This is a genomic window from Azohydromonas sp. (genome assembly GCF_035325925.1).
GTDB lineage: Bacteria > Pseudomonadota > Gammaproteobacteria > Burkholderiales > Burkholderiaceae_C > Calidifontimicrobium.
Genome location: NZ_DAOKZA010000013.1, coordinates 53956 through 66100, shown reverse-complemented (window position 1 = coordinate 66100; position 12145 = coordinate 53956). Strand labels below are relative to the sequence as shown.

The 12145-nt window shown below is 74.9% G+C and carries 8 protein-coding genes; 3 read left to right on the top strand and 5 right to left on the bottom strand.

Annotated features, from left to right (window positions below):
- Positions 1–128 precede the first annotated feature (128 nt).
- Entirely contained in the window at positions 129–1838 is a 1710-nt protein-coding gene (locus PKC53_RS07070) for a long-chain-fatty-acid--CoA ligase (protein ID WP_324427662.1), read from the top strand.
- Positions 1839–1887: 49 nt separating this feature from the next.
- Here the strand turns inward: PKC53_RS07070 and PKC53_RS07065 are convergent, their stop codons facing one another.
- From PKC53_RS07065 to PKC53_RS07050, 4 genes are all read right to left on the bottom strand, one after another.
- Positions 1888–2160, bottom strand: coding sequence for a GNAT family N-acetyltransferase (locus PKC53_RS07065; protein WP_324427660.1), 273 nt, complete (start codon positions 2158–2160; stop codon positions 1888–1890).
- On the bottom strand, positions 2157–4241 hold the full coding sequence (locus PKC53_RS07060) for a prolyl oligopeptidase family serine peptidase (protein WP_324427658.1): 2085 nt from the start codon (positions 4239–4241) through the stop codon (positions 2157–2159). Before PKC53_RS07060 ends, PKC53_RS07065 begins: the two co-directional genes overlap by 4 nt.
- 70 nt (positions 4242–4311) lie before the next feature.
- Positions 4312–4881, bottom strand: a complete 570-nt coding sequence (locus PKC53_RS07055) for a YaeQ family protein (protein ID WP_324427656.1) — start codon at positions 4879–4881, stop codon at positions 4312–4314.
- Between the two features lie 102 nt (positions 4882–4983).
- A complete protein-coding gene (locus PKC53_RS07050; RefSeq protein WP_324427654.1) occupies positions 4984–5823 on the bottom strand; it encodes a thioesterase family protein in 840 nt (279 codons plus the stop codon).
- 181 nt (positions 5824–6004) lie between these two features.
- Here PKC53_RS07050 and PKC53_RS07045 point away from each other — a divergent pair, with 181 nt between their 5' ends.
- Positions 6005–6700 (top strand): hypothetical protein, encoded by a 696-nt coding sequence (locus tag PKC53_RS07045; RefSeq protein WP_324427652.1) that lies wholly within the window; start codon positions 6005–6007, stop codon positions 6698–6700.
- Positions 6701–6711: 11 nt separating this feature from the next.
- Positions 6712–8769, top strand: coding sequence for a M3 family metallopeptidase (locus tag PKC53_RS07040; RefSeq protein WP_324427650.1), 2058 nt, complete (start codon positions 6712–6714; stop codon positions 8767–8769).
- A 149-nt stretch (positions 8770–8918) separates the two neighbouring features.
- Here the strand turns inward: PKC53_RS07040 and PKC53_RS07035 are convergent, their stop codons facing one another.
- Positions 8919–11999, bottom strand: coding sequence for a PAS domain-containing protein (locus PKC53_RS07035; protein WP_324427648.1), 3081 nt, complete (start codon positions 11997–11999; stop codon positions 8919–8921).
- Positions 12000–12145: the final 146 nt, after the last annotated feature.

The following is a 12145-nucleotide window of genomic DNA, read 5'->3' as shown; positions in this document are numbered from 1 at the left end:
CGCCGGCGCCGCGAGCCGCGTATTGTCGCCGCGCCGCCCACCGCCGCGGTGCCGCTGCGGGAAGGCGGCAATGGGCGCGCGGTGCACGCTGCGCTAAAAGGCGGGGTGTCGCCTCCACCCCACCGCACATGAACGCTCCCGATGCTGCCCGTCCGCACCACGCCCACTGGCCGCGCCGGCTGCCGCGTGCGCTGGCGATCCCGGCCACGCCGCTCGGGTACAACCTGCAGGTCTCGGCCGCGCGCTGGCCCGACAAGCCGGCCTGCCTGTTCCTCGGCCACACGCTGAGCTACGCCGCGCTCGACCGCCAGGCGCAGGCGCTGGCGGCCTGGCTGCAGGCGAAGGGCGTGGCCGCGGGCGACCGCGTCGCGCTGTTCCTGCAGAACTGTCCGCAGTTCCTGGTGGCGTTCTACGCGGCGATGAAGGCCGGCGCGGTGGTGGTGCCGGTGAACCCGATGAACCGCGCCGACGAACTCGGCCACTGCCTCGCCGACGCGCAGGCCACGGTGGCCGTCTGCGCCGCCGACCTGGCCGGCATCGTCGCGCAGGCCGACGCCGCGCTGCCGCCGGCGCAACGGCTGCGTCAGGTCGTGGTCGCGCGCTACGCCGACGCGCTGCCCGATGGCATCGACCCCGCGCTCGGCGTGCCGGCGGCGATGCGCGACTGGCTGCTCGCCGAGGCGCCCCTGCCCGAGGGCCTGCCGCTGACGCGCTGGGCCGACGCGCTGGCGCAAGGCGCGTCGCTGCCGTTCACGCCGCCGGCGGTGTCGGCCGACGACCTCGCGCTGCTGCCTTACACCTCGGGCACCACCGGGCTGCCCAAGGGCTGCATGCACACGCACCGCACGCTGATGGCCAATGCCGCCAGCGGGCAATGGGGCTGGTCCGGCGCGGAGACGGTGTCGCTGACGGTGGTGCCGATGTTCCACATCACGGGCATGGTCTACGGCGTGCTCGCGCCGGTGTACGCCGGCTCGACGTCGGTGTTGATGCCGCGCTGGGACCGCGAACTGGCCGCGCGGCTGATCGCGCGCCACCGCGTGACGCACTGGACCTGCATCCCGACGATGATCATCGACCTGTTCGGCAGCCCGAACTACGCCGGCTTCGACCTGACGAGCCTGGTCTACCTGTCGGGCGGCGGCGCGGCGATGCCGCAGGCGGTGGCCGAGCGGCTGCGCGCCGAGTTCGGCCTGGACTTCGTCGAGGGCTACGGCCTGACCGAGACCGCCGCGCCGTCGCACCTCAACCCGCCCGAGCGCGCCAAGCTGCAGTGCCTGGGCATGCCGATCTTCGGCGTCGACTCGCGCATCGTCGACCCGGTGACGCTGCACGAGCTGCCATCCGGCGAGACCGGCGAGATCGTCATCCACGGCCCGATGGTCTTCAAGGGCTACTGGCGCCAGCCCGATGCCACCGTCGCGGGGTTCGTCGAGATCGACGGCAAGCCGTTCTTCCGCTCCGGCGACCTCGGGCGCATGGACGACGAGGGCTACTTCTTCATCGTCGACCGCCTGAAGCGCATGATCAACGCCAGCGGCTACAAGGTCTGGCCCAGCGAGGTCGAACTGATGCTGTTCAAGTGCCCGCTGGTGCAGGAGGCCTGCGTGATCTCGGCGGCCGACGCGTACCGCGGCGAGACGGTCAAGGCGGTGGTCGTGCTGCGCACCGAGCACCGCGCCAGCGCGAAGCCGCAGGACATCGTCGACTGGGCGCGCGAGCACATGGCCGCGTACAAGGTGCCGCGCGTCGTCGAGTTCGTCGACGCGCTGCCCAAGAGCGGTTCGGGCAAGGTGATGTGGCGGCTGCTGCAGGACCGCGAGCGCGGCGCGCGCTGAGGCGTGTTCGCGTCCGATCGTTCACGACGCGCGCCGCGTCGGCAGCCGCTCAGCGCACGAGCAGGTCCTGCGTCTCGGGGTGCCGGCGCATGTACACCGCGACGTAGCTGCACAACGGCTGCACGCGCAGGCCCTCGGCGCGCACCCAGGCCAGCGCCGCCTCGACGAGCCGCGCGGCGATGCCGTGCCCCTGCAGCGACGCTGGCACCTCGGTGTGCACGATCTGCACCACGTCGCCGACGCGGCGGTACTGGCACACGCTGAGCTCGCCGTCGACGAGCAGTTCGAAGCGCGAGCGCGCGGGGTCGTGCACGACGTTCATCGGCGTGGGGGCGCGCCGCCCAGGCGCTGCCAGAGGAAGGTGAATTCGAGCGCACGCATGTCGGCGCGCTGCGCGTTGTCGGCCGCGCCGGCGTGGCCGCCGTCGATGTTCTCGAAGTACAGCACGTCGTGGCCCTGTTCGATCATCCGCGCCGCCATCTTGCGCGCGTGCCCCGGGTGCACGCGGTCGTCGCGCGTCGAGGTGGTGAACAGCACCGGCGGCAGCCGCGTGCCGGGGCGCACCCGGTGGTACGGGCTGTAGCGGGCGAGCGCCGCCCAGTCGTCGGGGTCGTCGGGGTCGCCGTACTCAGCGATCCACGACGCGCCGGCGAGCAGGCGGTGGTAGCGGCGCATGTCGAGCAGCGGCACCTGGCAGACGACGGCGCCGAACAGCTCGGGGCGCTGCAGCATCACCGCGGCGACCAGCAGCCCGCCGTTGCTGCCGCCCTGGATGCCGAGCCGGTCCGGCGAGGTGACGCCGCGCCCGATCAGGTCCTCGGCCACGGCGACGAAGTCGTCGAACGCGTGCTGCCGGCCGGCCTTCAGCGCCGCCTGGTGCCACGCGGGGCCGTACTCGCCGCCGCCGCGGATGTTCGCGACGACGAACACGCCGCCGGCTTCGAGCCAGACGCGGCCGGTGGCGCCCAGGTACCACGGTGCCAGCGAGACCTCGAAGCCGCCGTAGCCGTACAGCAGCGTCGGCCGCGGCCCGGGCGGCGCGTCGCGCGGGCCGACCACGAAGTACGGCACGCGCGCGCCGTCGCGCGAGCGCACGAAACGCTGCTCGACGCGCAGCGCCCCGGCGTCGAAGTACGCCGGCAGCGACTTCAGCGCCTGCAACGCGCCGCCGCCGGCGTCGCCCAGGTACAGCGTGTCCGGCGTCAGGAAGTCGGTGTACTGCAGGAAGAACCGCTCGGCGAGCGCGTCGTCGGCGAGCAGCGGGTCGTGCAGCGCGGCCACGTGCGCGCTGCCCGGCGCCGGCGTGTCCAGCGTGCGCCCCTGCCAGCCGTCGCCCTGCGGCCACCACGCCTCGATGCGGCTGCTCACGTCTTCGAGCACCTCGAGCAGCACGCGCGTGCGCGTCGTCGTGAAGCCGGCCAGCGCGCGTGTGGGTGTCGGCGTGAACAGCGCGTGCAGCCGGCGCTCGCCACGCAGCCAGGCTGCGGCGTCGGCGACCAGCAGCGAGCCTGCCGGCCAGGTGCGGCCGGCCACCGGCCAGTCGCTGCGCAGTTCGACCAGCACGCGGTCGCGCCAGAAGTGCAGGTCGGCGTCGTCGGGCTTGTCGATGCGCTGCACGCCGTCGGCGCCGAGCAGGTACATCTCTTCGCGGTAGAAGTCGATCGCGCGGCGCAGGAAGGTGCGTTCGAACCCCGGCGTGCGGTCGACCCAGGCGCCGACCGACACGTCCTGCGCGCGCCCCTCGAACACGGTGCGCGCGTCGGCCAGCGGGCGGCCGCGTCGCCAGCGCTTGATCACGCGCGGGTAGCCCGAGTCGGTCAGCGAGCCGGTGCCGAAGTCGGTGCCGACGAGCAACGTGTCGTCGTCGAGCCAGGCGACGTCGGTCTTCGCCTCGGGCAGCACGAAGCCGCCTTCGCCGGGCGCGACGAAGCGCCGCGTCGCGAGGTCGAACTCGCGCACCACCACCGCGTCGGCGCCGCCGCGCGACAGCTGCAGCAGCGCACGGTCGTAGCGCGGACCGAGCACCTGCGCACCGGCCCAGACCCAGTTCTCGCCCTCGTCGCGCGCGAGCGCGTCGAGATCGAGCAGCAGTTCCCACGCCGGCACATCGCGGCGGTAGTCGTCGGGCGTCGTGCGCCGCCACAGCCCGCGCGGGTGGTCGGCGTCGCGCCAGAAGTTGTACAGGTGCGCGCCGCGGCGCACCACCTGCGGGATCTGCGCCTTCGAGTCGAGCACCTCGCGGATGCGCTCGCGTCGCGTCGCGAAGCCCGGGTCGGCCTCGAGCCGCGCGCGGGTGTGCGCGTTGCGCTCGCGCACCCAGTCCAGCGCGCGCTCGCCGTCGACGGCCTCGAGCCACAGGTACGGGTCGTCGGGCGCGGCGTCGCGCGGGGCGGTCGGCGTCATGCCGCACCCCGAGCACGCCAGCGCGAGGCAAAGGGCCGCAGGCAGCGCACGCATCGGCCGGCGGCGGGTGTCACGGCCGCGCGCCTTCGCGCGGCAGCAGTCGCGCGGGCGCCAGCTCGACCGAGTGCTTCGCGTCGCCGACCCACACCAGCGCGTCCTGCACCGTCACCTGCAACTGCATGGAACGCTGCGCCAGCGCGGCGAGCGCCTTCGACTGCTCGCTGGGCAGCTGCCAGACCGCGAGGTTCGCGCAGCGCGCCACGCGCTCGGCCAGCGGCGCCCACCACAGCGGCACCGACGCGCTGTAGGCCAGCACGGTGACGCGCTCGGCGCGCCCGCAGGCCTTCAGCAGCCGTCGCTCGTCGGGCTGGCCGACCTCGATCCAGTGCACCAGGGCGCCGCCGAGGTCGTGCTGCCACAGATCGGGCTCGTCGGTGTCCGACAGGCCGCGCGCCATCTCGAGCCGCCCGCGCCGGTCGTCGGCCGGCACGTGCAGCGCGAAGGCGAGCAGCCGCACCATCAGCCGCTCGTCGGTCTCCGACGGGTGGCGCGCCAGCGTCAGCGCATGGTCGGCGTACAGCGCGCGGTCCATGTCGGCGATCGCCAGCTGGGCCTTGTAGACGGTCGATTTCAGCGCCATCGCGCGACTCGGCGGCGGGACAGGGGTTCGGCGCGCTGCATCGGCCGGCACTGTGCCACAGCCCCCGCGGCGGCGCCGCACGCGCGCCGGGGCCGCGCGGCGTCATCCGAACACGGCGACCAGCTGCGTGCCCAGCGCCGCGAGCCGGCCGTCGGGTGCCCACAGGCGGGCGGCCTGGTTGACCAGCCCGCCGTCGACGGCCAGCGCCTCGGTGTCGGCGCGCCACCATGCCAGCGGGTCGCTGCGCCGGTGCGGGTCGGTGCGCAGCTCGAGCGCCCAGGTGACCGAGCTGGCCGGCACGCGTTCGCGCGGCTGGCCGATCACCGGCGTCGGCGCGACGTCGGCCAGCAGCACCGCGAGCAGCTCGTCGTCGACCACCTGCGGCGCCGGGTCGCGCAGGCGCAGGTGCATCTGGTTCGTGTGCCCGCGACCGCCGCTGTAGGGTGGCGGCCCGCCGGCCCAGCGCATGTCGAAGTGCTGCAGGAACGGCGGCGCCGCGCCGGCGACGTAGGGCACCGGCGGCAGCGCCTGCGGTGGCGGCACGTCGTCGGGGCGGTGCGGGCGCAGCGGCTCGATCGCGCTGTCGCGCTCGGCGGCGAACACCGCCAGCAGCACGCTGCGCACCTGGCCGTCTTGCCGCAGCTGGGCCATCGCCTGGTGCGCGCTGCGCCCGCTGCGCAGGCGCTGTGCGATGACCTCGACGGCACCGGCGTCGACCGGTGCGACGAAGCTGGTCTGCAGCGCGCGCAGCGGTGGCGGCTCGACGCCTTCGGCGCGCAGCCGTTCGCGCAGCGCGTGCACGCCCAGCGCCGCGACGAGCCCGCCGAACGCGCTGCGGCCCTGCAGCCAGTCGGCACCGATCTCGAAGCGAAGGGCGTCGCCGTCGACGCGTGCGCGTGCGAGCAGCGTCGACAGGGGCAGGGCGGCGGGGGCAGCAGGCATCGGTGCAGGCGTCTCGCGGCGGGTTCGTCGCACGCGCGGCATTGTCGGCGCGCCGGCGCTTCGCGGCTGCCGCCTGGGCGACAGGGGTCCGATGGCCGGGTGCGGCGCGGGTTTCGCGCGCGGTGGCATGATTGCCGGCCCTGCGGGCGGCGCCGGCCACCGCGATGCCACGAGGACCCCGATGAACCGACTCCCCGCCCTGCCCTTGCTGCTCGCCGCCGCCCTGCTGACGGGGCTGCCCGCTGCGGTTTTCGCGCAGGGCAGCGCGCCGAAGACCTCGTCGCTCGGCGCGGGCTCGTCGAGCGGGCCGCTGCTCACGCGCGAGGAGCTGCGCGCCTGCCTGCGGCGCCAGGACACGCTGAACAAGGACAACGAGACGCTGCAGCGCGAACGCGGCGCGCACGACGCCGAACGCGGCGCGATCGAGCGCGAGGCCGAGTCGCTCAAGGGCGAGCGCGACGCCATCGAGCAGATGCGCCAGTCGTCGCAGCAGTTCGCCGCGCGCGCGAAGGAGCTCAGCGAGCGCGTCGAGGCGTGGAACCAGCGCATGAAGGACTTCCAGGCCGCGGGCCGGTCGGGGCCGATCGCCGAGCGGCAGAAGCGTCAGCTCGACGCCGAGCGCCAGTCGATCGACCGCGACGGCCAGGCGCTGCGCACCGAGCAGGACGAGGTCGCCGGCAGCTTCGAGGGCAAGGTCAAGGCCTACAACGACAAGCTGCGCGCGCGCGACGAGCAGGCACAGCGCTGGAACGAGCGCAACCAGCAGCTCAACCAGCGTGCCGAGGCGCTGCAGCGCGAGCGCGACCTGTGGGTCGACGAATGCGGCAACCGCCGCTACCGCGAGGACGACGAGATCGCGATCCGCCGCGGCCAGTGAGGGGCGCCGCGATGTCCGACGCCACCGGCAACCCGCTGCTCGAGCCCTGGACCGCGCCGCACGGGCTGCCGCCGTTCGACCGCGTGCGCCCCGAGCACTTCGCGCCGGCGTTCGAGCAGGCGATGCGCGCGCACCGCGACGAGCTCGACGCCGTCGCGGCGCGCGCCGACGCCGACGCCGCGACGGCGCTGGCCGCGCTCGACGCCGCCGGCCAGCCGCTGGCCCGGCTGTCGCACCTGTTCTACAACCTGACCGCGTCGCGCACCTCGCCGGCGCTGCAGCAGGTGCAGCGCGAGATGGCGCCGCGTCTGGCCGCGCACGAGCAGGCGGTGCTCACGCACCCCGGCGTGTTCGCGCGCCTCGAGGCGCTGCACGAACGGCGCGACGCGCTGGGCATCGACGCCGAGTCGCGCCGCCTGCTCGAGCGGCTGCACCGCGACCACGTGCGCGCCGGCGCGCGCCTCGGCGCCGCCGCGCAGGCGCGCCACGCGCAGATCGTGCAGCGGCTGGCGACGCTGACCACGCAGTTCGCGCAGAACGTGCTGGCCGACGAGTCGCGCTGGCAGCTCGAGCTGCGCGGCGAGGCCGACCTCGCCGGGCTGCCCGACGGCGTGCGTGCCGCGGCACGCCAGGCCGCCGTCGACCGCGGCCTGGCCGATGGACACGTGATCACGCTGTCGCGCTCGCTGGTGGTGCCTTTGCTCACGCACAGCCCGCGGCGCGACCTGCGCGAGCGCGCGTGGCGCGCCTGGGTCGGCCGCGGCGAGGGCGTCGACGGCGCGAGCGACAACCGCGACCTGGTGCGCGAGATCCTGCGACTGCGCGCCGAGCAGGCCGCGCTGCACGGCTTCGCCAGCTACGCCGACTATGCGCTCGACGACACGATGGCGCGCGAGCAGCGCGCGGTGCGCCGCCTGCTCGACGACGTGTGGGCGCGTGCGCTGGCGGCGGTCGGGCGCGAGCGCGACGCGCTGCGCGAACTGCAGCGCGATCGCGGCGGCGACGAGCCGCTCGAGGGCTGGGACTGGCGCTTCTGGGCCGAGCGGCTGCGCCGGCGCCGCTACGCGATCGACGACGCCGAGGTCAAGCCGTACTTCGCGCTCGAGCGCATGGTCGCCGCGGCGTTCGACTGCGCGCAGCGGCTGTTCGGGCTGCGCTTCGTGCCGCGCGCCGACCTGCCCGTGTACCACCCCGACGTCGTCGCGCACGAGGTGTTCGACGCCGCCGGCGCGCCGGTGGGGGTGTTCCTGCACGACAACTTCGCGCGGCCGGGCAAGCGCAGCAGCGCGTGGATGAGCGCGCTGCGCTGGCAGTCGCAGGCGCTGGGCACGACGCCGGTGATCCTGAACAACAACAACTTCGCCAAGGCATCGCCCGGCGAGCCGACGCTGCTCGGCTTCGACGACGTGCGCACGCTGTTCCACGAGTTCGGCCACGCGCTGCACGGGCTGCTGTCGCAGGTGCGCTACCGGCGGCTGTCGGGCACGCAGGTGCTGCGCGACTTCGTCGAGCTGCCCAGCCAGCTGTTCGAGCACTGGGCGCTCGAGCCCGAGGTCCTGCGCCGCCACGCGCGCCACGCGGCCACCGGTGAGCCGATCCCCGACGCGCTGATCGAGCGCCTGCACGCCGCGCGCCACTTCGGCCAGGGCTACGAGACGCTGCGCTACACCGCCAGCGCGATCGTCGACCTCGAGGCGCACGCGCTGGGCCGCGGCCGCACGCCCGACGACGCGGTGGCCTTCGAGCGCGACGTGCTGCAGCGTCTGGGTGCGCCGCCCGAGGTCGGCATGAACCACCGGCTGGTGCACTTCCAGCACCTGTTCTCGGGGTCGAGCTACGCCGCCGGCTACTACGTGTACCTGTGGGCCGAGGTGCTCGACGCCGACGCCCACGACGCGTTCGTCGAGGCCGGCGACGCGTTCGACCGCACCACCGCCGAGCGCTTGCGCCGCCACGTCTACGCCGCCGGCAACAGCGTCGAGCCAAGCGCCACCTACGTCGCGTTCCGCGGCCGCGAGGCGCGCATCGAACCGATGCTGCGCAAGAAGGGCTTGCTGGCCGCCGGCTGACGCGGCCTGTCGCCCGCCGCTCGACCTTCACCGCGGTGCCCTCGAGCGCCAGCGGCCCGCCACCCTTGGCACGCTCCACCGTCGCCGGGGGGGCCGTGCCGGTGTCGTTCCGACGCGGCCGCAGGCGTCGCCGCGACGGGCGCCGGCGCTCAGGGTGACGGCCCGAACATCGCTTCGATCGCGCGCATAAACGCGCGAAAGTCCAGCGGCTTGGTCCAGTAGTCGGCGAAGCCGGCGGCCAGCGCGGCGTCGATGTCCTCGGGCATCGCGTTGGCCGACACCGCGATGCACGGGATCGCCGCGGTGCGTTCGTCGGCGCGAAGGCGGCGCAGCACCTCGTGGCCGTCGAAGTCGGGCAGCTGCATGTCGACGAGGACCAGGTCGGGCTGCTGCGCCTGCGCGGTGCGCACGCCGCTGGCGCCGTCGTGCGCGGTGGCCAGGCTGAGGTCGCGCCGTCGCGCGAGCAGCTCGGCGACGATCATCAGGTTGACCGGGTTGTCCTCGATGTACAGCAGGCGGCCGGCGTGGCGCAGCGCACCGGGGTGCGACGGCAACTCGTCGGGCAGCGGCACCGGCGCGGTGTCGGGTTCGTCGTCGCCGGCGGCGTCGAGCTCGACCTCGAAGCGGCTGCCCTCGCCGGGGCGGCTGTTCACCGCGACGCGGCCGCCCATGCGCTCGACCAGCGCCTTGACGATCGCCAGTCCGATGCCGGTGCCCTCGATGCCCTCGCGTTCGGTGCCCAGCCGGTTGAACGGCTCGAACAGCTGGCGCAGCTGCGCCCCGTCCAGGCCGCGCCCGCCGTCGCTGACGGCGATGGCCACGCGGCGCGTGCCGCCCGCGTCGCGCGGCTGCGCCTCGACGCGCACCCAGCCGCCGTCGCGGTTGTACTTGACGGCGTTGCTCAGCAGGTTGACCAGCACCTGGCGCAGCCGCGTCGCGTCGGCGCGCACGCGCAAGTCGAGCCGGCCGCACTCCAGCCGCACGCCGCGCTCGCGCGCGGGCGCCTCGACCAGCGGCAGCGTGTCGTGCACCAGCCGGTCGAGCCACACCCCGCCGAGCTCGAGCTTCATCTCGCCGCTGTCGATGCTCGACAGGTCGAGCACGTCGTTGATCAGCGACAGCAGGTGTCGCCCGGCGGCGCGGATGTGCAGCAGGCGGTTGCGCAGCCGCGCCGGGTCGCTCGCGCGCTCGTCGTCGAGCAGCAGCTGCGCGAAGCCCAGCACCGCGTTCAGCGGCGTGCGCAGCTCGTGGCTCATGCGCGCCAGGAAGCGGCTCTTGGCCTCGCTGGCGCGCTGCGCGATCAGCTTGTCGCGCAACGCCACCTCGGCGGCCTTCACGTCGGTCACGTCCCACTCGATGCCGATGCGTCGCGCCACGCTGCCGTGGCCGGCCGGCAGCAGCGCCGAGCGCGACGCCAGCCAGCGCCAGCTGCCGTCGGGCCAGCGCACGCGGAACTCGGCCTGCGTCGACGCGCGCGCCGCGTCGGCGCGACCGATCACGCGGCGCAACCGCCCGCGGTCGTCGGGGTGCACCAGCGCCATGCGCTCGTCGGCGGCGGGCGCGGCGTCGAGCGGCGGCAGGCCGCGCAGCGCGAACATCTGCGCGTCCCAGGTGGTGCGGCCGCTGTCGAGCTCGACCTCCCAGGTGCCGATGCCCACGCCGCGCGTGATCAGCTCGGCGCGCTCGTGGGCGCGGCGCAGCGCCTGCATCGCCTCGTGCTGCTCGGTCACGTCGAGCGCGACGCCGAACAGCCGCCGCTGCTCGCCGCGCTGGCGGTCGACGTCGGCGCGCAGCACGATCCAGCGCGTGCTGCCGTCGCGGCGCAGCGCGCGCACCTCGACCTCGATCGGGTGGTCGCCGGCCTTCAGGTAGGCGAGCGCGAGCGAGCGCATGCGCTCGCGGTCGTCGGGGTGCACGCAGCGCGACAGCCACTCGGGCAGCGACGGCGGCCGCGACGCGCCGACCATGTCGAACAGCTCGTACATCTGCGCGTTCCAGTCGATCTCGTCGGTGGTCAGCGTCGCCGTCCAGATCCCCACGCGCGCGGCGCGCGTGGCCACGTCGAGCCGCTGCGCCAGCTCCAGGGCGTGCGCGCTGCGCTCGACCTGCTCGGTCAGGTCGAGCGCGACGCCGGCGAAGGCCACCGGCGCACCGGCGGCGTCGCGTTCGAGCACGCGGCGGCTGAGCACGTGCCGCCACTGCCCGTCGCTGCGCCGGTAGCGGGCCTGCGCGTCGCTCGGCTCGCCGGTGTCCAGCGTGCGCGCGGCCGACGTCTCCAGGCCGGCGAGGTCGTCGGGGTGCACGAGCGCGCGCAGCTCGGCCAGCGGCAGGCCCTGCGCGCGCATCGGCAGGCCGAGGATCTCGAACGCGCGCGCGTCGCACAGCATCTGGTCGCTGCGCAGGTCGTGCCGCCACAGGCCGATGTTCGACGCGCCCAGCACCAGCTGCAGCTGCTGCTGTGCCGACTCGACCGAGCGCGCCAGCTCCCACGCCTCGGTGTCGTCGGTCATCACGCCGATCACCCGCTCGGGCCGCCCGCTCGCGCCGTCGAGCACGCGCCACTGCGAGTGCAGCCGCCGCACGCTGCCGTCGGGGCGCACGACGCGGAAGTGCGCGCCGTACGACCCGGGCCGTTGCAGCGACGCGAGGAAGGTCTCGGTGATGCGGTCCTCCTGCGGCACCTGCCGCGACGAGGTCGCGTAGTCGGGCATGCCGGCTTCGGGGTCCAGGCCCCAGAAGCGGAACACGTGGCGGTCCCAGTGGCCCTCGAAGGTGCGCAGGTCGCGCTCCCACAGCCCGATGCGGCCGAACTCCTGCGCCAGCTCGAGCTTCTCGGCCAGCTGCCGCGCGCGCCGCGTCTCGCCGATGTCGACCAGCGACACCACGTGCACCGGCGCGCCACCGTCGTCGCCGATCCGGCGCAGCGCCAGCCGCGCGTGCAGCGCGCCCCCGGCGGCGTCGGCGCCGTCGAGCTCGACGCCGTCGAGCGCGTCGCCGCGACCCAGCGCGACGAGCAGCGGCTGAGGCTGCGTCCAGCGCAGCAGCGCCGGCAGCACCTTGCCGACCGCCTGCGCGGCGTCGACGCCGGCGAACGCCGCCGCGGCGTCGCTGATCCAGCGCACCCGTGCCTGCGCGTCGACGACCACCAGCAGGCACCCGGGCAGCGCCACCAAGGCGTCGAGCGCGCCGCGCCATGGCGTCGAGGGGTCGGCAAGAGGGGTGGCGGACACGGCGACAGCGGCGCGCGCAGGCGCGCCGGGGCCAGTCTAGCCGCGGCCGGCGACGCAGCGGCGATCCGGCGTCAGGGCTTCGGTGATGTGTGCCGCACTGCGGCGCCCCGCGGCGTGCGAATCCGCGGCTGCGCGGGGCCGGCCGC